Origin of the sequence: Holdemania massiliensis AP2 (genome assembly GCF_000327285.1) — a bacterium.
Lineage (GTDB): Bacteria > Bacillota_I > Bacilli_A > Erysipelotrichales > Erysipelotrichaceae > Holdemania > Holdemania massiliensis.
In genome coordinates, this window is record NZ_HE998567.1 from 1,359,595 (window position 1) to 1,379,207 (window position 19,613).

General features: G+C 47.1%; 24 protein-coding genes and 1 riboswitch. Of the genes, 1 reads left to right on the forward strand and 23 read right to left on the reverse strand.

Annotated features, from left to right (window positions below; translation table 11 throughout):
• Window positions 1–10: 10 nt before the first annotated feature.
• From BN162_RS06355 to BN162_RS06430, 16 genes are all read right to left on the reverse strand, one after another.
• Window positions 11–856, reverse strand: a complete 846-nt coding sequence (locus BN162_RS06355; protein WP_020224253.1) for a PTS system mannose/fructose/sorbose family transporter subunit IID — start codon at window positions 854–856, stop codon at window positions 11–13.
• Window positions 853–1,323 (reverse strand): PTS sugar transporter subunit IIC, encoded by a 471-nt coding sequence (locus BN162_RS19145; RefSeq protein ID WP_081587835.1) that lies wholly within the window; start codon window positions 1,321–1,323, stop codon window positions 853–855. The genes BN162_RS06355 and BN162_RS19145 overlap by 4 nt, the downstream gene beginning before the upstream one ends.
• Window positions 1,283–1,651, reverse strand: a complete 369-nt coding sequence (locus BN162_RS19150; protein WP_020224255.1) for a PTS sugar transporter subunit IIC — start codon at window positions 1,649–1,651, stop codon at window positions 1,283–1,285. The genes BN162_RS19145 and BN162_RS19150 overlap by 41 nt, the downstream gene beginning before the upstream one ends.
• A gap of 15 nt (window positions 1,652–1,666) precedes the next feature.
• Window positions 1,667–2,146, reverse strand: coding sequence for a PTS sugar transporter subunit IIB (locus BN162_RS06370; RefSeq protein WP_020224256.1), 480 nt, complete (start codon window positions 2,144–2,146; stop codon window positions 1,667–1,669).
• A 140-nt stretch (window positions 2,147–2,286) separates the two neighbouring features.
• On the reverse strand, window positions 2,287–2,712 hold the full coding sequence (locus BN162_RS06375) for a PTS sugar transporter subunit IIA (protein ID WP_020224257.1): 426 nt from the start codon (window positions 2,710–2,712) through the stop codon (window positions 2,287–2,289).
• Between the two features lie 3 nt (window positions 2,713–2,715).
• On the reverse strand, window positions 2,716–3,654 hold the full coding sequence (locus BN162_RS06380; RefSeq protein ID WP_020224258.1) for a class I mannose-6-phosphate isomerase: 939 nt from the start codon (window positions 3,652–3,654) through the stop codon (window positions 2,716–2,718).
• 33 nt (window positions 3,655–3,687) lie between these two features.
• Window positions 3,688–4,620, reverse strand: coding sequence for a class I mannose-6-phosphate isomerase (locus BN162_RS06385; RefSeq protein WP_020224259.1), 933 nt, complete (start codon window positions 4,618–4,620; stop codon window positions 3,688–3,690).
• A 71-nt stretch (window positions 4,621–4,691) separates the two neighbouring features.
• Window positions 4,692–5,339, reverse strand: coding sequence for an HAD family hydrolase (locus BN162_RS06390; protein WP_020224260.1), 648 nt, complete (start codon window positions 5,337–5,339; stop codon window positions 4,692–4,694).
• Window positions 5,340–5,625: 286 nt separating this feature from the next.
• Complete coding sequence (locus BN162_RS17785; protein ID WP_020224261.1) at window positions 5,626–6,297, reverse strand: HAD family hydrolase; 672 nt, start codon at window positions 6,295–6,297, stop codon at window positions 5,626–5,628.
• A gap of 1 nt (window position 6,298) precedes the next feature.
• Window positions 6,299–7,321, reverse strand: a complete 1,023-nt coding sequence (gene ltaE, locus BN162_RS06400) for a low-specificity L-threonine aldolase (RefSeq protein ID WP_020224262.1) — start codon at window positions 7,319–7,321, stop codon at window positions 6,299–6,301.
• A gap of 103 nt (window positions 7,322–7,424) precedes the next feature.
• Complete coding sequence (locus BN162_RS06405) at window positions 7,425–8,258, reverse strand: PTS system mannose/fructose/sorbose family transporter subunit IID (protein ID WP_020224263.1); 834 nt, start codon at window positions 8,256–8,258, stop codon at window positions 7,425–7,427.
• A 14-nt stretch (window positions 8,259–8,272) separates the two neighbouring features.
• The gene (locus BN162_RS06410; protein WP_020224264.1) at window positions 8,273–9,013 is read right to left on the reverse strand and encodes a PTS mannose/fructose/sorbose/N-acetylgalactosamine transporter subunit IIC; all 741 of its coding nucleotides are present in this window, start codon (window positions 9,011–9,013) and stop codon (window positions 8,273–8,275) included.
• A gap of 24 nt (window positions 9,014–9,037) precedes the next feature.
• Complete coding sequence (locus BN162_RS06415) at window positions 9,038–9,532, reverse strand: PTS sugar transporter subunit IIB (RefSeq protein ID WP_020224265.1); 495 nt, start codon at window positions 9,530–9,532, stop codon at window positions 9,038–9,040.
• 21 nt (window positions 9,533–9,553) lie between these two features.
• Window positions 9,554–9,964, reverse strand: a complete 411-nt coding sequence (locus BN162_RS06420; RefSeq protein WP_020224266.1) for a PTS sugar transporter subunit IIA domain-containing protein — start codon at window positions 9,962–9,964, stop codon at window positions 9,554–9,556.
• A gap of 350 nt (window positions 9,965–10,314) precedes the next feature.
• Complete coding sequence (locus BN162_RS06425; protein ID WP_020224267.1) at window positions 10,315–11,391, reverse strand: SIS domain-containing protein; 1,077 nt, start codon at window positions 11,389–11,391, stop codon at window positions 10,315–10,317.
• A gap of 155 nt (window positions 11,392–11,546) precedes the next feature.
• The gene (locus BN162_RS06430; protein WP_020224268.1) at window positions 11,547–12,269 is read right to left on the reverse strand and encodes a GntR family transcriptional regulator; all 723 of its coding nucleotides are present in this window, start codon (window positions 12,267–12,269) and stop codon (window positions 11,547–11,549) included.
• Window positions 12,270–12,515: 246 nt separating this feature from the next.
• Here BN162_RS06430 and BN162_RS06435 point away from each other — a divergent pair, with 246 nt between their 5' ends.
• The gene (locus BN162_RS06435; protein ID WP_020224269.1) at window positions 12,516–13,433 is read left to right on the forward strand and encodes a hypothetical protein; all 918 of its coding nucleotides are present in this window, start codon (window positions 12,516–12,518) and stop codon (window positions 13,431–13,433) included.
• Between the two features lie 162 nt (window positions 13,434–13,595).
• Here BN162_RS06435 and BN162_RS06440 read toward each other — a convergent pair whose 3' ends face one another.
• The 7 genes from BN162_RS06440 to BN162_RS06470 form a co-directional block, all read right to left on the reverse strand.
• Window positions 13,596–13,952 (reverse strand): hypothetical protein, encoded by a 357-nt coding sequence (locus BN162_RS06440; RefSeq protein WP_020224270.1) that lies wholly within the window; start codon window positions 13,950–13,952, stop codon window positions 13,596–13,598.
• A gap of 276 nt (window positions 13,953–14,228) precedes the next feature.
• Window positions 14,229–14,738, reverse strand: a complete 510-nt coding sequence (gene nrdG, locus BN162_RS06445; RefSeq protein ID WP_040451579.1) for an anaerobic ribonucleoside-triphosphate reductase activating protein — start codon at window positions 14,736–14,738, stop codon at window positions 14,229–14,231.
• The gene (locus BN162_RS06450; protein ID WP_020224272.1) at window positions 14,731–17,004 is read right to left on the reverse strand and encodes an anaerobic ribonucleoside triphosphate reductase; all 2,274 of its coding nucleotides are present in this window, start codon (window positions 17,002–17,004) and stop codon (window positions 14,731–14,733) included. Before BN162_RS06450 ends, nrdG begins: the two co-directional genes overlap by 8 nt.
• A 279-nt stretch (window positions 17,005–17,283) precedes the next feature.
• On the reverse strand, window positions 17,284–17,703 hold the full coding sequence (locus tag BN162_RS06455; RefSeq protein ID WP_020224273.1) for a DUF4430 domain-containing protein: 420 nt from the start codon (window positions 17,701–17,703) through the stop codon (window positions 17,284–17,286).
• A gap of 3 nt (window positions 17,704–17,706) precedes the next feature.
• Complete coding sequence (locus BN162_RS06460; RefSeq protein WP_147612150.1) at window positions 17,707–18,216, reverse strand: cytochrome B; 510 nt, start codon at window positions 18,214–18,216, stop codon at window positions 17,707–17,709.
• Window positions 18,188–18,688, reverse strand: a complete 501-nt coding sequence (locus BN162_RS06465; RefSeq protein ID WP_020224275.1) for an ATP:cob(I)alamin adenosyltransferase — start codon at window positions 18,686–18,688, stop codon at window positions 18,188–18,190. The genes BN162_RS06460 and BN162_RS06465 overlap by 29 nt, the downstream gene beginning before the upstream one ends.
• A gap of 118 nt (window positions 18,689–18,806) precedes the next feature.
• Window positions 18,807–18,984, reverse strand: a riboswitch (cobalamin riboswitch).
• 354 nt (window positions 18,985–19,338) lie between these two features.
• Window positions 19,339–19,581 (reverse strand): hypothetical protein, encoded by a 243-nt coding sequence (locus BN162_RS06470; protein WP_020224276.1) that lies wholly within the window; start codon window positions 19,579–19,581, stop codon window positions 19,339–19,341.
• Between the last annotated feature and the right edge of the window lie 32 nt (window positions 19,582–19,613).

A 19,613-nucleotide genomic window follows, 5' to 3' on the forward strand; every position in this document is an offset into this window, starting at 1 on the left:
TTACCTCTGCTTAAAAGATTCCGACGGCTGCACCTAAAATGCAGACTGCGAAAATACCGAATATAATCTTCATGATGCTTGTTTTCTTTCTGATCAGATTTAGACAGAGAATTGCAAGCGACAATTCCAGAATTCCCGGAATAATGCCGTTAAAAATGTCCAGAACATTCAGCTCCGCGCCGCTGAGATTCAAGACCAGATTGATCGGAATGCTGACCTGCTGAGCAACCATGCCGCCGATCATCACCAGGCCGATCGTCGCCGCAGTTTTGGTCAGCAGCTGAATCAATCCGGATTCATAAACCTTGCTGATAAAACCGGTTCCCAGTTTATAACCGATAAATGTCAAATAGTAACGCAGGGCAAAGCCGGGGATATTAAAGAGCAGCGCGAACAGAATTGGGCCTAAAGCGTTGCCCGCAAGGCAATACGGCAAGGCGATTCCTGTCACGATAACACGCCAGGTAACCCAGAAAATCGAATCGCCGATTCCGGAAAGCGGTCCTTGGATACTGGCCTTTACGGCGTCGATTGAAGAAACGTCAAAGTCCTCCTTTTCCGCGGCTTCCTTTTCCATAGCGGCAAAGATTGAATAACATAACGGCGCTACCTGCGGTGTGATGTTGAAAAAGCCTTTCGATTCCCGATCAAGTACCTTGAGCTTTCGCTGCTTCTGCGCAGGATCTTTGTCACTGTCAGGATAAAGCCAGCTGATATAAGGATAGAGCACCCATGCGACAGAAGTTCCCAGCATCCGGCTGTAACACCAGGCGATCGCATAGTTATTGCTTCTCCAAAACATACTGTTGAGCAGTTTCACTTCATCGTTAGACAGTCCTTCTTTTAATTTACTCATCGAAAGAAATCCTCCTCTTCTGTTTCAGGTGTTTCTGTAAGCACTAAGGCTTCAGCGGCCAATTTGCGCTGATCAAAATAGCTGAATACGTCCCGCAAAGCGATAAAGACCGCAATTATTGCCAAAAACAGGATATCCAGATTCAAATATTTCATCAGGAAGAAACCAAAGAGGAAATACAAGGCTGTTTTCTTATCCCATAGCTGCGAAGTCAAAACCGCAAGACCGACGACAGGAAGCATGGCACCCGCAGCATTCACGCCGGTCAGCACAAATTCCGGCAGACTGCCCATGATGGCGGAAACCAAATCGCCGCCAAATAAAACCGCAAGGAAGACAAACACAGCACCGATAGAAAGCTCAATAAACGACAGACAGTGGCTGACGATCGTCCATCCCCGATAATCATCTTTCATTAAAAATTTGTCAATCATCGGGGTGAAGATTTCGCCGATCGCCGGCTCCATGGCAATTGCCAAGGCACACAGGGTAACCGATCGGCGTCGCTACCGCAATCGCTTCATTCACCGATAAATTATTTAATATGGCAAAGGAAACCGCAATCGCGGCCGAAGCTCCGGGATCGGCCGAAGTTGCGCTGCCAACAAAAACAACGCCCATAAAAATCAATTCCAGCTGCGCGCCGATAATGCAGCCCAGCTCAAAATTTCCAAGAATCAAACCGACAAGCGGCCCCAGGAAAATTGGTCGGTCCAGCATCATGTTCGGGGCATGATAGCCGGTCAAGTGGCAGGCCCACATCGCAAAGGCGACTAAAAAGGCTTTTAATAACATGTCATTCCCTCCTCTTTAATGAATAACGATTGTTTTTTTAGGTTGATTGGCTAAGACCTGGCAGTAACAATTCAGATCCTTGGCCATAATCTTCTGAATCACTTCCAGCTCCTGCGGATCCACTGACAGATTTGAGGTCAGCATTTTCTTATTGACGCCGTTAGGATTCGCCTGGAATCCATAATTGGCCAGATTGACATCATGAATCGCAGGTACACTTTCAATCAATTTCAGAACATTGTACGGATTGGCGCAGATCACTAAAATCTTCATCGCCTCGCAGCGCGGATCATTCAGGATCTTCGCGGCTTTCTCGACTGTGAGAATCAGCATTTTTGCTTCCTTAGGCGCACTCATTTTTAGCAGCTGGCATTGGATTTCATTCTCCGCAACTTCATCATCCGCTAAGATGATTCTGGCAATTCCTAAAAATCCGATCCAGGTCGTTGTCACCTGTCCATGAAGCAAACGTTCATCTAATCTTAGATAAATCATTATGATCTCCTTTTCAAAGCATCAGCTTAAGCTAACCTATTTATTTTTAAAGTCTGAATCCATCATTCTTTCTATCCTCCGCCGCTTATCTCAGCCGCCGTTATCAGACAGCACCCCGAGATCAGCCTTCCGCTTTCTTGTTAGGCTTCAAAAAAATCAAAGTCCTCGTTGGCGGGCAAATCCTGAAGGGCATCATTCATCAATACGATCTCCTGTTTGGCCTTTTCAACAACCTCACGAAGATAAGCCGGATTGATCATCGCTTCATCGGCAACGCTTAATTCCAGCAGCAGGGCTAAGTTAAAACCCGTAATCAGGTAGAAATTGTGCTGCAGGCAATGCTGCGCAACTTTCTGATTGACACTGCCTCCCTTGAGATCTGTTAGAATAATCAACGTTTCTTCCGGCTTTTTATTCTGCAGCAGAGTTTCAATATAATGATCTGGATGCATCTCTTCGGTGAAGCAGCTGACCGCAGTTAATTCGCAGTTTCCCGCCAGAAACTGAACGGTTTCCTTCGCTCCCTGAGCCAGACCGGCATGCGTCATAATTACAATTTTTTTCATGCCTTACTCCCGATAGGTGATTGTCATTAAATCCAAATTCCCGCAGATTTCGATTTTTCCAAAACGGCAGGGAACAAACACAGTTTCTCCGGCTTTAATCTCACAGTCATTTATTCTCCCGCTGCCGTTGGCACAGACATAAAACATAAACGCTTCCGTTTCAAAGAAACCTTGCTCTGCAACCTGGATCCGACCGGCGGTGTAAACGTTTTTTTCGTCATAGAACCGTGTGATTTCACAGCCCTCCGCTTTGGTCTTCTCGGGCCAGAAGGCATTCAGCGTGTCATCGGGAATCCGGATGTTGTCAAAAACCTGCTGAATATGAAGCTCTCTTTCTTTGCCGGTTTTCGGATCGATCCGATCAAAATCGTATAAGCGGTATGTAATATCGGCATTGGTCGAAAAAGCGACCGCAATGGCTCCCTGACAGAAAGCATGCAGCGAACCCGCTGGAACATGGATATACTGACCTGGCTGCATTTCAATATACCGAAACAGACGATCCCAGTTCTTTTCTTTTGTCCATTGCTCAAATTCAGCCTGTGTCTGGGCATGATGACCGATGACCATGCGGTTTTTCTCCGGTCCTTCCAAGATCACCCAGCCTTCCGGCCGGCCGCGGCTGCCCTCTGTTTTCAAAGCATAGGCATCATCAGGATGCAGCTGGATTGATAAGTAGCTGTCAGAATGTGCCATACAGACTTCGACAGGCATGATCTCACTTTGAATGCCGAACAGCTCTCGGTTTTGTTTATAAAAGTCCGATAAGTGCAGGCCAGTGCCGGTTACGACATTATCCAAATGGCCTGGCATCGCACAGACGTTATAGACTTCCGCAATATTCTCAAGCTCTGTTTCATAGTGATATTTCGTTCTTAAGGCCTGAGTGCCCCAAATCCGCTGTTCAAATACCGGCTCAATCTTATAAATCTTTTTCTCCATTTTCATTTCTCCTTTGTTTTTTTAACTTCATTCTTAATCCAAATACGATAGAATACAGAGATCGGCAGCCTGGTCAAAGATTAATTCTGAACTGTGAGCGGGAACAAACAGGGTTTCCCCAGGTTTTATTTTCATCCCGTTTATCGCTGTTTCCCCCTCTAAACAAAGGATAAACATGAACTCCTCCTGTTGATAGCGGGCGTTGGGCGTTGTTTTAATACGTTTGCCGACATATTCTTTGGGTTTGGAATAGTAATCATAAATCAGACAGCCCTTAGATTGGTACGGTGTAACAGGATAGGGCCGAATTTCATCATCCGGAATCCGGATATTATCCAATACGCCCTGAATATTCAGCGGCCGCTTCGGATCATTTCGGTCATAATCGTATAAGCGGTAGGTCACGTCGCCATTCGTTGAATAAGCGACCATGATCACGCTGCCGTCGCCGCTTTCCGCATGAAGTGTTCCAATCGGTGTATGGGTAAAATCTGTCGCTTTACCTTTCACTTTTCGCAACAGCGTATCCCACTCTCCATTTTCCACTTTGCTTTTCAGCTCTTCCATCGACTGCGCTGTATGTCCGATCATGAATTCCACTTCGGCATCGGAATCAGTCAGCGCAAAGCCGCCTTCAATCTTTCCCCGCATCTGATCATGAGCTAAACCATAAGCATCGGTAGGATGCAGATGAACTGATAATTTTCCATCGGCACAGGCAGTCACCAAACGAACCGGCAATGCATCGGCATCGCAGTCAAACAAGTCGCGATGTTGTTGATAGAATTGGGAAAGCGGAATATTCTCACCTTCAACCAGGTTGTCCAAATGACCAGGAATCGCAATGACGTGATAGGCCTCCGCAATATTCTGCAGGTCCGTCTGATAATGGAATTTTTCCCGAATCTTCTGTCCTCCCCAAATTCTTTCTTCGTAAATGGGCTGGATGCGATAAAACTTATCCATACTCTCACTGCTCCTTTCAACAGTTTATATAGTAAGGCCGCGGCACCTTTACTCTTTTATTTCATGGTCTGTCACTCAAGATAAGGAATGGCTTCCAGCAAATCATTGATCATGGCATCTGCCTCATGCTGATCCATGCCAAACCGATCATCCCGCAAAGCTAACGTTTTCATACCCGCATTGATGCCTGCGCGAATGCCGTAAAACGAATCCTCGATCACTAAACATCGGTCCTTTGAAACATTCAGCAGTTCGGCAAGCCGATTGTATATCTCCGGGTTGGGTTTTGATTCCGCAACCATTTCACCGCTCAGAACGGCATCGAAATATCTCGCAAAACCGGTCTGGCTGAGCATTTTTTCTATTTTATTTCGCTTGCTGCTGGAAGCCAGTCCCACTAGATAACCCTTTTCTTTCAGGAAAACAAGCAGCTGTTCTGCATGTTTCATTTTGATATCTGCATAGGGAATACTTTTTCCATTCAAATAATTCAGTAATTTCTGGTTTAAATGAATGAAATCGGGTTGATCCGCAATGTTTTCAAATACCCTTTTCCATGTTGCTTCTTCACCGGATGATCCGATAAAACGACTCAGATACAAGGAATCAGGATCATAATTCGTTTTTTCTCTGAAAAAATCCGCAATCATTTTCTGCATATATCCTTCTGAATCAACCAAAACCCCATCCATGTCCAACAAAACAGCTTCCTTTTTCATTTTAATCCCTCTAATTCATAAATTTACATGTTTTTATGAATTTATTGTATTTCTGTTTTTGTACTTTGTCAACCTCTTCCGGGCAATTATTTGTAATCTTTAGTCAATTCTTATTTTCATATCAAAACCATTACATACTTGTATTTTTAACCGTTTCCTTTTTCTTTTAAAATTCTAAAAAATTACATTTGATGAATTTAAGAGAGGGATAACTGACTTTAACGCAAAAAAAAGAGAGAATTTAGAATTTCTCTCTTATGTCTACTTTATACTCAACGTTTAAGAATCAGGCTTCAGCCGCAGTCTGTTCCAGCACCCAACGACGAACATCCTCCATCGAGTCAACAATCGCCCAGGCCTCGTGATCACGGAATTGTTCCAGCGGAGCAGTATCCGGAATCGCGAACACCCGCACCCCAGCGGCATAGCCCGCTTTCACACCGTTGGCTGAATCCTCAATGATAATGCATTCTTCCGGTTTCAGTCCTTCCATCTCCATCATTTTATTGTAGAGATCCGGATGCGGTTTGCGCCGTCCCGCTTCATCCCCGAAAATACCGTTGTCATAACAGCCGGTCAGTCCGGCCTTTTCCAACAGATATAAAGCATATTCACGCGGTGTTGAGGAAACGATCAGACGCTTCACGCCCAGTTCCTTCAAAGTCTTTAAAATCTCGCTGACTCCCGGACGCAGCGGCATTCCGTTAGCTTCGATCCAAGCGTCGCTCATCTGTTTTTTCTCTTTCCACATCGCTTCATACACATCCATCGGCGGAAGCAGGTGCCCGAACCGCTCAAAGTTTTCCTGCTGCGAACCGCCCATCATTTTTGTCATGACTGAGACATCAAAGACATGCCCACGAGCTTCATTCACCTTTTCCCACATCGACAAACTAATCCGTTCACTGTCAATCAGCACTCCATCCATGTCAAACATCACCGCTTTTAACTTTGCCATTCTATCCCTCCATGATTTTGCGAACTGCTTCAGCCGCAGTTCTGACGTCGCTTTCCATGATACCATAATGTGTGACAAAGCGAAACAGGCCGTGATCCTCAGGATTCGTTAAAATTCCTTCTTCGTTCAATTTTTTCAGGAAATCGGCCGGTTGGATTTTATCATTACACAGTTTGAAGAATACCATGTTGATCTGAATCCGTTCTTTTTCAACGTGAATTCCTGGGATTTGTGCCAGCAATTCCCCCAGCAGCTTAGCGTGATTATGATCTTCCTGCAAGCGCTCAGTCATCGTATCCAATGCCGTCAGTCCGGCCGCCGCCAAAATCCCAGCCTGTCTTAATCCGCCGCCTAACAGTTTGCGGTTGCGCCGTGCCCGTTCAATCAAGGCCCGATCCCCGACCAGAACTGAACCGATCGGCGCCGCCAGCCCTTTGGAAAGACAGAAGGTCACAGTATCCGCGCAAGCCGCGATTTCACTTACGGAGCAGCCGCATGCAACGGCCGCATTAAAGATCCGCGCGCCGTCCAAATGCACGCGCAGTCCCAAGGCTTTAGCTGTCTGATAGGTCTGCCTCAGCAAAGGCAGCGGCACAATGCCGCCGTTGGATAAAGCGTTTTCCAGACAGACCAGCCGGGTCTGCGGCTCATGGATATCCTCACTGTGAATCGCGGCGCGGATCGCCTCGGGTTCAATCCAGTCCCGAGGATGATCGACAGGATGAATCATTACCTGGGCAATCTGAGCTGCTCCGCCGACCTCATGGGTAACCAGATGGCTGTGACGGCCCGCGATGATTTCATCTCCCCGCTGCGTTTGACTCATTACCGCTAATAAATTCCCCATCGTACCGCTGCAAACGAACAAGCCCGTTTCCTTCCCCAACAGTTCGGCGGCTTTGCGATGAAGCTCATTGACTGTTGGATCATCTTCATAAACATCGTCTCCGACAACCGCCTCCGCCATTGCTCTGCGCATGGCAAGGTTAGGCTGAGTCACGGTATCGCTGCGTAAATCAATCATTCATTTCCCTCTTTTCTAAGTGAAAGGCTCCTTTCGATTGTCCGAGGAGCCCTTCTTTATGAATCGTTTAAATTTGTGTTTCTTCTTTAATCCTGCTGCCTGATCAGACTACCGGTGCAAACATCGGCAGGCCTTCCAGGAAAGCCAGAACAAAGCCAAGCAAGAACAAGAGCAGCATCACGGTCGTTGTTTTCTTTCCTTTGCGGATCAAAGCGAAACAGCCGAATGCCAGCAGCAGCGGCAGCAGCTTTGGCGCGATTTCATCGAAAATCGACTGGATCGCCAAAGTCTGATGATTGCCCATGTTCAGTGTAATCGTAGTTGTGAAATTGATCATCGTTGCGATCATGCAGCCGACAACCGTCGCTCCCAGCATTTTTGCCGCCATCGAGAAGGTTTCCAGCATTCCGCCTTCCGTCGCGTTTTCCATGAACGACAAGCCCTGTTCGTAACCGATCTGCAAGCCTTTATAGCGAACAAACCAATGTGGAATGTTGTGAATCAAAAGGAACAGAATTGGGCCGAGAATATTGCCCTGCATACAGAAGGAGATGCCAACGCCCAGACCGATCGTTCTGAGCGTACCCCAGAAGATCGAATCACCAATGCCGGAGAGCGGCCCCATCAGCGCAGTCTTGATCGCATTGATGGAAGAAGCGTCGAAATCAGGATTGGACGCTGCTTCTTCTTCCATCGCTACCGCGATGCCCTGAACAAATGTCGTACACTGCGGCGTGATGTTATAGAATACCAAATGCCGCTTCATCGCTTCCTTGAAGCCTTCCGGATCGTCCTTATAGATCCGGCGCAGATGCGGAATCATGGCATAGCCGAAGCCCAGTCCCTGTTGACGTTCATAATTGAAGCAGCCCTGCAGGCAGCAAGAGCGCCAGAAACCGCTCATGAATTCTTTCTTTTCCATTTTTCCTGTTGTCATTGCAGCTTCCCCCTTTACTCGTTAGCCTTTCGCTGAACCATATTGTAATAAACGACGGCGATCACGGCGCCCAAACCGGCAACACCCAGCGAATTCACGCCTAGGAAAGCCGCTAAGATAAAGCCTAAGAAGATAAACGGTGTTGCATCCTTGTCCATAATGTAGTTCATCAATAAAGCGATACCTAAAGCCGGCAGCACACTGGAAGCTTTGGTCAGACCGTTCATCACTACTTCCGGAATGAAGTTGATAATCGTTTCAACCGCACCGGAGCCGAAATACAGAGCTAAGAACATCGGAACGAAGTAAACAATCGCAAATATGACGACGCCCAGCCAGTAATACCGTTCAATCGCTTTGAAATCGCCGCGCTCCGCTGCCGCATCGCATTTTGGATTCCAGACGTTATTGATGATCCGCGGGATAATTCCGCATGGCTGAAACAGCAGCGCAATCGGCATCGACAGCGCAATCGCTGAATCCGGCGTCAGATTGGACATGATCGCAAAGGCAACCGCCAGAATGGTTCCGGCCGAAGAGTTTGGCAGTGAGGTCACGCCGATGCCGACAAACCCCATAAAGATCAGCTGTAAAGTCGCCCCCATGACAAGTCCGGTTTGGACATCGCCGCAGATCAAGCCGACTAAGGTCGCTTCCACGATCGGTGTGTTCAATAAGTTCTGACCCAGAATCCGGCCGTCAAGAATACTCAGGACATGCACCATGGATACCAGGATACACTGGATTAAAAACATAAATTTTTCCCCTTTCCAAGTGTTTTATTTTTTATTTTTTTCAAAGATAGAATGAATCTCAGGTAGTGAAATCTTAGGCTTCGACGGCGCTTCCTGGACGTAAACTGTCCGGCCTTGTTCGGCGATGACGTCCAGGGATTGCAGATCCTCTTCGACTAAGAATACCTGATTGGAAATAGACGTGCGGCCTTCCGCAAATCGGATGCCGCCCAAATCGACTTCCTTGATTTCCGCCACCTTGGCACACAGCTCGGCTGCGTCTTCACAGCTGCCGCAGATCAGCAGAATCTTGCGTTTGGCATTGGCGGCATTGTTGAGATAGTCCGCCGCTTTGGCCGCGGTCAGCACCTCCATTTTGCAGCCTGCCGGCTTACCGACGGTCAAAGACATTTTGAGCATAGCGTTGGTCGCATGCTTGTCGTTGGCGATGACAATGGTGTCCGCGCCGGTCGCATTGATCCAATAAACCGCAACCTGGCCATGGATCAGACGATCATCAATTCTGAGAAGTTTAATCATGAAACATCTCCCTTTCTTTTTTTATTCCTCATTACTATCCAGCTGGTCATTGATGAACAGTAATGTTTGCCGACTGGCTTCGACAGCTTCCCGCAGAATGGCGCTGATATCTCCTTCCATTGGATTCAGCGTAATCTCTAACAGCAGGCCTAAATTCAACCCTGTTAAAATATAGAGATTCGGGAAGGTTTCCAAAAATGGAATGGCGATCTGAGTGGTGCTGCCTACGGGAATATCCGTCATCAAGATCAGCGGATCTTCCGCTGGGAAGCTATCAAGAACCTGCTTCACTCGCTGCGTCATCGTATCTGGTGAGTCCTGAGCCTCCATGCTGATCAAGGTCAGCGAGCTTTCCATTCCGGAAATCACCTGCAGAGCAGAAGCAAAGCCTTCGCAAAGATGACCATGAGTGAGTAAAACAACGTGTTTCATATAAGCTCCTCCTAGTAAGCGCTATCATTTTTGTAAACTTAATATAGCACAATCAAATTATAATGTCTATATATTTATTGTAATTTCTATACTTTTATAATCAATTTGACTATATATTTAAACTGGCATCAGAAAAGCATCGGCAAAACCTCGCTGTAACATTAAGTACACTTTTATTGACAAACTGTTTCTGATGAATTTATAATCAAATTAAAGAAGAAATTGAGGAAAAACACACGAAGCGGCGGCAGTCATATTAAGTGTGCTTTTTGCGTCAAAAAAATATTACCCATCACAAAAAAAGAAGCCCAAAAGGCTTCTTTCAAGAAAGGGAATCGCAGTGAATTAAACTAATTGGCTTTGGTCTTGATGGCTTGGGAAAACCGATAGTTATAAACGGTGATGGCATTAATGCGGCAGTCATCGCATACGCGGCTGGATAAGATCTGAAACGGCATGACAAACAGCATCGGCAAAAGCAGACTGCAGGTATCCACATCGATTGTCATCACACGCTTATCGCTGTTTCCCGGATGACGCGTGATCAGATAGACGCGGTCCGTCAGCTGATGCAGACCTTCATAAATCATCATGACGCGGTCATGCATTTTATCGTCCATGTCCAGTAAGAAAATCGCATTGTCTTTCTTGATTTCATACACTGGTCCATGGAGAAATTCTTCGGTTTCATAGACGTTGGACGGAATTCCGATCGTTTCTTCCATTTTCAACGCGCCTTCGATCGCTGGGCCGAAGCTTGGCCCGATGCCGACGGTCATCGCCCGTTTCATCGACCACAGTTCTTCCTTATTAGCGTCATACCAACCATCGATCTTCTCACGGATGCGCGGCATTTCATGAATGATCGTTTCAATCTCCTTCATGCGTTTTTTATAGCTGTCCTTCGGATAAACGCCCTTTTTCACGCCGGCTTCCAGGGCAAACAGAATGAAATACAGCGTGGATGTCGGAACCCCACGACAGACAAACACGTCATCCCCTGGACCATAAGAACCGTATTCCAAGACCGTATCGCAATAGCGTGTGATCGGACTATTCGGAACCATTGAAATCGCCACGACGTCATTACCGCATTCCTTCGCCTTGATCACAGCTTCAATCGTATTGGTGCTCTTACCGCTCTGCGACATGCAGATAACCAAAGCATTCTCATGGAACTGATAATCATATTTGGCATACGTAACAGAGTTGATCAGATCGACCTTTACGCCCAGATACGTCTGAATTGCATACTTCGAGCAGTTGGCAATGTTGTAGGATGAACCAGAAGCCACCATCACGATCTTCTTATAATCCTTTGCCAGAAACAGATCGACAAGCTTGCCAACCAGTGCTTCTTTGTTTTTGAACATTGCTTCAGCCGTCGCCGGTGTTTCCAGCACGCAGTCGTACATCCATTTTTTCATTCTCATGTCCTCCTTGAGATTTTCCAACGCAAACATTGTGACCAGCAAGTTTCGTGAGGAATAAGTGTGCCTGCATATTTATATATACATTTACAAAATCATTATATACTTTTTCTATCAAATCTCAAGAGGATATTTTACAAATTGCGTTTTTTTCAGCGCTCTGCCAGAAAACCGGTTCTGAAGGTATAGGCGTACTGACTGCTGATATAGAACGTTTTGATATACTCATACGGCTGGTGCTGCTGATCATACGTAATGTGTTCATTTAAAAGCAGCGCGGTGTTGCCGACCCCCAGCAGTTTTTTCTGCGCTTCGTTAGGCAGATGCGCCGACATTTTATGCAGCGCCCCGCCGCGGTAAACACCAACGGAATGAAGATACTCTGTCAATGAGCCTTCCAAAGCCCGGACATTGATCGCCGGTACGACTTTGGCAGAAATATAGGTATAGCTCAAAGCAATCGGCTCTCCATCCCCGGTCCTAAGACGCACAAAATAATGAATCAGTTCATCTTCACTCAGCTCCAGATATTCCGCAACCTCAGGAACATCCGAGGCTTTATAAACCTTGTATTCGATCAGCTGTGAACCCGCCTTCATTCCGACCGAAGCCATATCATCCGTAAAGCTGCCGCCCTGAGAGATGCTTTTGGTCACCATCCGCGGCAGCACAAACGACCCCTTTCCGGCCGTTCGTTCAATATAGCCCTCCTGCGCGAGATTAATCAGCGCCTTATTGACGGTCAGCCGTCCGATCTCAAATTTCTCACTCAGCTGCTTTTCCGTTTCAATCTGATCCCCCGGCTTCAAGTCGCCTGACTGAATCCGATCAATAATGTAATTTTCAATGATTTTATACTTCGGCATTTCTTTCATCTTGTCCTCCGTTTTCCACAGTCTTTCCGCTGCGGCCTGCCTAAATGAAAATTCTCCTGAACCTTGCTTTCAGATTTGTTTTCATTTGAATTGTTTATACATTCTAACTATATCATAACTTACTGCTGAAAACCAGCGGCTAAAGAAAACAGTCTGGCAAAGCGATTGTCCTATATATTTTATTAGCATTTTCCTATGTTTTACATTTCTTTTTCGCTATAATATAGAAATAAGGGGGAATCTTCCATGATGATCAAAGAAACCTTTGAGATTTACTGTGCGGTGATTGGGAAACGCTGCCGTCCAGGTCAGCTTCAACGTTTTCTGTCCCGTGTTCAGGCTCAGACTCAGACCCAAAATCAGCCTTATGATTGTGTTGAGATGAAAGAAAAAGGTGTTCTGTCTCGCTGCCTTTTCCTGAACGATCCGCTAAAAAAAGATTGCATTCTGATGGCGTTTTATGACACGCCGATGACCTGCCTTGTTCCGCATCATCCTTACTACCCCTACAACGGCATGAAAAACCGGAAAACTGAACAACTGAATTTGCTGCTACAGTTGGCTGTCACTCTTTTCTGCGTACTGGCGTTGATAATTCTAACCTTTCAAAAAGCAGCATGGGAAAAGCAGGGATACGGCATCCTGTTCTGGCTTCTGCTGCTGTTGCTTGCGGCAGTGGCTTCGTTTATTAGCCGCGGCTTTGCCAACCGGAATAATTACAGCTGGGATGCTGCTTTAACCGTTCTGGATGAAATTTCCCATCGGCATCCGGAATGCGGTGTCATGCTTTTAGATCATGGTGTCGATCAGGCCAGCCTCGCCTTGCTTCTAAAGCATTACCCAGCTTTAATCAACAAAGAAATCATACTGATTGAACCGTTGGGCAGCGGAGATACGGTGCAGTTTCACGCTGCTTCCCATTGGAAACAACGAGTCCAGTCACTCCCGCAATTTCCAGGCTGGAATTTGAATCTGAACAAGTTGTCCGAAGTCAATTCAATCCATCAGAGATTTAAAAACATGCTTTGTGTCGGAAGCGGAAAGATCGACAGTGACGGTGATCTGACCGTTGTCGGCTGCCGGACATCCCAAGATCGGAAAGTTGATTTTAACCGGTTAATCTGGCTGACTGACGCCCTCTGCAGTCTATTGGAAGTCCGCTGATTTCCATCCATTCTATTCAAAAATCTTTGATGCATTGTTCAACGTCAGCGCTAATCCGCTGCCCCTTGACTCCAAGCCGTCTGCGAGAATCTGTTTTCCAAACAAAAAACCTGCAGCTATTGAAGCGGCAGGCTCACAATACCGTGAAAGACTGATAAACCGTTATTCGTCTTCGCGGTTTTTTTCTTCTTCATAATTCAGTTTGTGCCCATACAGACAAGCAGCAAAAATAACTAAGGCAATTCCACCGCCAATCAGCCAGTTTCCATCCCTCAGCCAGCCGGAACTGAAAGCCATCGCCCAGAAGGCGCTGAAGGCTGCCGAAACCAAGAAATAACCCAGCCGAAAGCGGAACAAAACTTTAATCAGCAGAATCAGGGCGATTCCCCCAGCCAGACACAAGAGGAGGGATACGCCGTTGTCCTTCAAGGTAAAACCAAGCAGAAAAGCAAAAAACAGGCTTTCGATATTCACAATTTTCAGCTCTTTATAACCATCAAAAAGACTTTTATTGCGCATCTCTTATTCCTCCAACTTTTTTCTCTACCGTAATTATACACAAACTGATTCAAGTTGCAACGACGAAGCGGATGAGAAACCGATGAAACAATCTGCCCATCCATTGGAAACACATCTTCCCAGTTCAGCATCATCAGAACATTATTTACCGCTAAAGCATCAGCGTTTTCGCTGATCTCCTTTAGCCTTGACGAAAGCTTCAAGGATGAGAAAAACCGGGATCGAAGGCAGCCTTCATTCCCGGCTTATTGAACCTAAGTTCTCCGTTAAACAGAATTACGGATGACCCTCATAAAGAATCACCTGTCCTGAATTGAGGCTGTCCGGCACGTTGATCAGCCGTTGATTCGTGGATCCGCGAAATACCAGATTCAGCGATTTCTCAGCGATGACAAAGGGTCCGTCGATCAGCACGTCAATCTGTTTCAAAAAAGCCATCTGATCCGGATCTCGCTTTTCCAACAAGGTTTCCCATTGATATCCCGTATAACACCAGACATTCATGCCCAGCTTGTGGATCTCCTCAGCCAGCAGCGCACAGACCGTCGCCTGCATCATCGGTTCTCCGCCGGAAAACGTGACGCCGTCCAGATAGAAATGCGCTTTCAGCTGATCGGCAATCGTTTCCGCAAGAATCAGCGTTCCGCCGTCAAAGGCATGAGTCTGAGGATTATGGCATCCCGGACAGCCGTGCGGACATCCCTGCGTCCAGACAACAGCCCGTAAACCCTCGCCGTCGACAATGCTGTCAAACTGCACCGGGGCTGAACACCGCAGCTCAGCCATGTTTAACACGGTCGCGGACTTCTGCCCGTTTGGCATCATTAAAGCGGTCCAGCGTACCGACCAAATAACCGGTAATCCGGCGGATGCGCTCAAATGGAATCTCATCCTCGGTTCTTCCGCAGCATGGGCATTCATCATTGATAATCCCGTTAAAGCCGCAGACCGGATCGCGGTCGATCGGATGGTTGATCGCACCGTAGCCGATTCCCAATTCCTTCATCATTCGCACGACCTTTTCAAAAGCCGCCAGATTGGCGGACGGATCGCCGTCCATTTCAACGTAGGAAATATGTCCGCCGTTGGTCAGGGCATGATAGGGCGCCTCAACCGACAGTTTATGATAGAAATCCGTTGGATAGTAAACCGGAACATGGAAAGAATTGGTGTAGTATTCCTTATCGGTTACCCCTTCAATCTTACCGTATTCCTCCTGATCCATCTTGATAAAACGGCCTGAGAGACCTTCAGCCGGCGTTGCGATCAGCGAGAAATTCAGACCGTATTGCTTTGTGTAGCTGTCGCAGCGTTCCCGCATCCGCTTGATGATCGTCAGTCCCAGCTGCTGAGCTTCTTCACTTTCACCATGATGTGCACCGACTAACGCTTTCAGACATTCAGCCAGTCCGATGAAACCGATCGTCAGCGTACCATGCTTGAGTACCGATTCCAGCGTATCCTCGATATCCAGCTGATCAGAATTCAGCCAGTTGCCTTGTGCCATCAAAAACGGGAAGTTCTTGACCCGGCGCGCGCACTGAACACGATAACGCTCCAGCAGCTGATCTTTAACCAGATCCATCTTGTCATCCAGTTCTTGATAAAAGCCTTCCAAATCGCACTGCCCCTGTAAAATCTCGCTGTGCTTTAAGCCCAGGCGCGGCAGATTGATCGAGGTGAAGCTGAGGTTGCCGCGGCCGACAACCACTTCATTTTCCGGATCAATCTCGTTGCCGATGACGCGTGTCCGGCAGCCCATATAGGCAATTTCCGTTTCCGGACGGCCTTCTTGATAATACTGCTTGTTAAACGGCGCGTCGATGAAGGCAAAGTTCGGGAACATCCGCTTGGCGGAAACCCGGCAGGACAGCTGAAATAAGTCGTAATTCGGCTCGCCTGGATTGTAGTTGACGCCTTCTTTGATCTTGAAGATCAGAATTGGAAAAATCGGTGTTTCATGATTACCCAAGCCGCTTTCCATCGCCAGCAGCAGCTGACGGGAGACCATTCTTCCGGCTTCGCTTGTATCCGTGCCGAAGTTGATCGAGCTGAACGGTACCTGCGCGCCCGCTCGGGAATGCATCGTGTTCAGGTTATGAATTAAGCCTTCCATAGCCTGATACGCCGCCCGCTCGGTTTTCGCCAGCGCTTTCTCATAGACCAGAGCCAGCTGATCGGCCGCCATGGCAATCGCCTTCAGATCCGTCAGTTCGTCAATCTGGGCTAAAGCCGCATTGAAGGCAGCTTCATCCAGCGCCTGCGTATAATCTACATAGTCGGTCAGAGACTGACGATAGTTTTTCTTAAAGGTATGCATGATGCCCGGAGCCAGATAATAATCAAACAGCGGAATGGACTGGCCGCCATGCTGATCATTTTGATTGGACTGAATCGCAATCGCCGCCAGCGCTGCATACGAGGCGATATCCTTTGGCTCGCGCAGAAAGCCATGGCCGGTGTTAAAGCCGCCATGAAACAGCTTATCCAAAGGAATCTGCAGACACGTCGTCGTTCCCATTGGGTAGAAATCCATGTCATGAATATGGATATCACCATTTTCATGAGCGGAGGCTACTTTGGAATCCAGACAATAAGAAGTCGTATACGCTTTGGTCAGCGTGCTGCCGTACTGCAGCATCATCCCCATCGCGCTGTCGCCGTTAATGTTGGCATTTTCACGTTTTTCGTTAACTTCCTTGGAATCCTTAATCCCGAAGTTTTCCAAAGTCTTCATTAACCGATGCTGCCGGGAAGAAAAACAGTCGCGAGCTAGAGCCCGTTTCTGACGGTAATTTTTAAACGCTTTATATTCCTCGATAAAGCCTTCTTCCACAAAAGCTTCCTCAACCTGATCCTGAATCTTCTCAATTTCGATCCGCGCCATGCCTGAGGCTGCGATCTGATTCAAAGCCCGGTTCAGGACTTTCTTAACATTTTCTTCACTGCTGTGCGTACCGACATTGTTAAATCCCTTTTCGATGGCATTCTGTATCTTTTCGGTGTGAAAACGAACCGTGCGGCCGTCGCGTTTCATGACTTCAATTTCCATAATTACACTCCTTTTCATCATCAGCGGGAAGAAAAACAAGGCTGGCGAAGACGCTGTGGTCCAGGCACACCTTGTTTTATCCCATTCCCTGTTTCATTCCAACTTTACTTTTTCACTTCGAGTTTCTTTCGCTTTGTAAACTTTCCCGAATGGTTCTCATTATACCCTATTTTTTCCAAACATCAAAGCCGGATGCTTCTGGAAAATTCAACAAAATTATCCGCTTCGGCTTTTGTTTTTTTCCGAAAGTTTTATCCCGCCGTTCTGCCCCGAAACCGACTAATAGCTGTCGGTATATTTAAAGGTAAACTGATCCTGATCCTGAATCGGTGTTTCATCGACCGCCGGACAGAAACCCGCGGCTTTGCAGGCTTCGTTGTTTTCGGATTCGTACAGCCACCACGGTCCAGTTGCCATCTCGCCCTGTTTTACATCCAGCAGCCCGGTTAACAGCCGTCCATAAGTGCTGCTTTCCATTTCCGCTTTCAATTCTGAAGCGTCATCCAGCATTTGCCCCAGAGTTTCAGCCTGGGTTTTAATCGTCCCGGAGAACAGCTCCGTTCCGTCAATTTCATTCACAACGGTCACGCGAATCGTCTTCGCGCCTTCCACCGTCTTCGGTTTCAGTGCATTAAAGCCCAGAATACACAGCAGTATAGCGGCCAGTGTCGCAGCCGCCGCAATCCATTTCTTTTTCATCGTTTATTTCCTCTCCAATTTTTCCAGCCGGTCAATCAGCGGATCCAACAGAAACAGCGCTTCCAGCGCGCTCAGCAGACCTTGAACGAGCGACGTTTTTAAACCCATGACAATATAAATCAGCGTGACTTTGGGTGAAAACACAATAAACGGCAGATCGAGCAGCTGGCCGGTCGCAAATGAACAGAAACCGACCAAAACTACCGCCGCCCACCGATGCTGCAGCAGCTTCGCTTTCAGACTGCCAAACACCACAGCATAGACAGGATAGATCAGACAGTAAGCGAACGTCCAGATTGAAACGCCCTGCACCAGCATGTTGACCAGCGTAAAGACCAGCGCGGCATAGAAAACCTCACGCCGATCAAAGGTCAGAGCCAGCACCGCGATCGTCAGGGTGATCGCTTCCAGATACAGCACCTGAGAAAACATCGTAAAGACGACAGCCATCATCGCCGCCATCATTGCGATCCGCGCAATCTGCTTAACCGACATTGTAGCTGCGGGAAACAAAGGGAATCTCCGCTACGCCTTCCAGCCGATTCTCTTTCAACGCCATCTGAAAGAACACATTGGACAAAAGATTCCAGAAATCTAACAGAATCGGCGGAACCGGTTTTTCTTCCCGATCGATCGCGTATGCGATCCGCAATACCGCTTTGCATCGGCTGCGCAGTCCGTGCAGTGCGCAGGCCCCCGCACAGCCTGTCGGCAGCACAAACTGTTTCAGCTCGCCGTTTTCCTGCGTCAGTTTGACATACAGCTGATCCAGCCAACGGAAATCTTCCGGCCGAATGGCCAGTTTTCCCCGAATGGATCCATTCGCGTGATAGACCAGCTCACACAGCTTCAGCAATTCAGGCTGATGCTTCACACAATGCACAGCTTGTCCGATCAGCGACGCCAATTCGTCCGTGGCGATCTCATAATCACATTGCCGTGATGTTTCTTTCAGAAACGAATAAGCACAGCAGCGTTGATCCATTTCCATCCCCCTTTCCTAATAAAAAACTCATTCCTGAATTCAGAATGAGTGAGTTTGACTATTCCATGATTAAAACGAAGCCAATCACAGCCTAGCCTTTAATCCTTCACCCAGAAGACAAGACTTATTCATTTCGGCCGGTCTACCGACTTCACATCATCCGCCCTTCCGCCTTCCCATATCTTCATACAGTGGCTGTTGGAAGTTTGTCCGCTTCACGGTTGCTGGGGCAGTCAGAGAAATTCACTCTGTTCCCGATTAAGCAGTTTCCTGCACCTGAAATGCGTATTCATTATATCATGCCGTCGGGTAAAATAAAGTCTTTTTGCTTTAAAGATAAGCCTTCTGTCACAAAAAGGCTGTTTTAAAAGCCATCCTCTTACGCCTTTTTGAATTATTCATAAATCAGCTCTTTTCTTGGTAGAAAATTATAGGGAAGAAGATTCTGTAACGGCAGGAAACTATTATTTTCAAGCAGAACAAGACGTGATGAGGTTGCAGGATATCGGCCAGGCTGACTTATGGAAAGCAAAGAGGAAAAATGCAGCTTTAACCTGATCCGGATCCCCAGCTGATCCTGTCCTATCGCACTGTTTCTGGCAAATAAAAACTACTCTAAAAACGCAATAAGATCCGGATATCCGGATCTTCTATTTTTTTATACGGATTGACTGAATCAGTTCTTGTCTGATTTCTTCGGCGGTTGGACTCTTCGCCGATTTCCCTAAAATATAAGCGAAACTATCACGCCATTCCTGATCGTTGTACGCTGCCGCGTCCAAGTTAAGCAAAACTCTTCGCAAAGGAATGAAATAACCCTGCGTATGAAGATCGGAGAGATAGGGACATCCGCATTGATCAGCCAGAAATTCAAGTAAACTTTGTTTCGGCATTGTTTCTGTCCTCCTTTTTGTCAACTAAATCA

Excerpts from the sequence above, each read along its gene's own strand:
- BN162_RS06405 (WP_020224263.1), bottom strand. The coding sequence starts at position 8,258 with ATGACAACAGGAAAAATGGAAAAGAAAGAATTCATGAGCGGTTTCTGG.
- BN162_RS06435 (WP_020224269.1), top strand. The coding sequence starts at position 12,516 with ATGATGATCAAAGAAACCTTTGAGATTTACTGTGCGGTGATTGGGAAA.
- BN162_RS19145 (WP_081587835.1), bottom strand. The coding sequence starts at position 1,323 with ATGGAGCCGGCGATCGGCGAAATCTTCACCCCGATGATTGACAAATTT.
- BN162_RS06410 (WP_020224264.1), bottom strand. The coding sequence starts at position 9,013 with ATGTTTTTAATCCAGTGTATCCTGGTATCCATGGTGCATGTCCTGAGT.
- BN162_RS06465 (WP_020224275.1), bottom strand. The coding sequence starts at position 18,688 with ATGGATCAACGCTGCTGTGCTTATTCGTTTCTGAAAGAAACATCACGG.
- BN162_RS06470 (WP_020224276.1), bottom strand. The coding sequence starts at position 19,581 with ATGCCGAAACAAAGTTTACTTGAATTTCTGGCTGATCAATGCGGATGT.
- BN162_RS06370 (WP_020224256.1), bottom strand. The coding sequence starts at position 2,146 with ATGATTTATCTAAGATTAGATGAACGTTTGCTTCATGGACAGGTGACA.
- BN162_RS06375 (WP_020224257.1), bottom strand. The coding sequence starts at position 2,712 with ATGAAAAAAATTGTAATTATGACGCATGCCGGTCTGGCTCAGGGAGCG.
- BN162_RS19150 (WP_020224255.1), bottom strand. The coding sequence starts at position 1,651 with ATGTTATTAAAAGCCTTTTTAGTCGCCTTTGCGATGTGGGCCTGCCAC.
- ltaE (WP_020224262.1), bottom strand. The coding sequence starts at position 7,321 with ATGATTGATTTACGCAGCGATACCGTGACTCAGCCTAACCTTGCCATG.
- BN162_RS06450 (WP_020224272.1), bottom strand. The coding sequence starts at position 17,004 with ATGGAAATTGAAGTCATGAAACGCGACGGCCGCACGGTTCGTTTTCAC.
- BN162_RS06390 (WP_020224260.1), bottom strand. The coding sequence starts at position 5,339 with ATGAAAAAGGAAGCTGTTTTGTTGGACATGGATGGGGTTTTGGTTGAT.
- BN162_RS06440 (WP_020224270.1), bottom strand. The coding sequence starts at position 13,952 with ATGCGCAATAAAAGTCTTTTTGATGGTTATAAAGAGCTGAAAATTGTG.
- BN162_RS06385 (WP_020224259.1), bottom strand. The coding sequence starts at position 4,620 with ATGGATAAGTTTTATCGCATCCAGCCCATTTACGAAGAAAGAATTTGG.
- BN162_RS17785 (WP_020224261.1), bottom strand. The coding sequence starts at position 6,297 with ATGGCAAAGTTAAAAGCGGTGATGTTTGACATGGATGGAGTGCTGATT.
- BN162_RS06380 (WP_020224258.1), bottom strand. The coding sequence starts at position 3,654 with ATGGAGAAAAAGATTTATAAGATTGAGCCGGTATTTGAACAGCGGATT.
- BN162_RS06430 (WP_020224268.1), bottom strand. The coding sequence starts at position 12,269 with ATGAAAGAAATGCCGAAGTATAAAATCATTGAAAATTACATTATTGAT.
- BN162_RS06425 (WP_020224267.1), bottom strand. The coding sequence starts at position 11,391 with ATGAAAAAATGGATGTACGACTGCGTGCTGGAAACACCGGCGACGGCT.
- BN162_RS06355 (WP_020224253.1), bottom strand. The coding sequence starts at position 856 with ATGAGTAAATTAAAAGAAGGACTGTCTAACGATGAAGTGAAACTGCTC.
- nrdG (WP_040451579.1), bottom strand. The coding sequence starts at position 14,738 with ATGGCTGAGCTGCGGTGTTCAGCCCCGGTGCAGTTTGACAGCATTGTC.
- BN162_RS06420 (WP_020224266.1), bottom strand. The coding sequence starts at position 9,964 with ATGAAACACGTTGTTTTACTCACTCATGGTCATCTTTGCGAAGGCTTT.
- BN162_RS06455 (WP_020224273.1), bottom strand. The coding sequence starts at position 17,703 with ATGAAAAAGAAATGGATTGCGGCGGCTGCGACACTGGCCGCTATACTG.
- BN162_RS06415 (WP_020224265.1), bottom strand. The coding sequence starts at position 9,532 with ATGATTAAACTTCTCAGAATTGATGATCGTCTGATCCATGGCCAGGTT.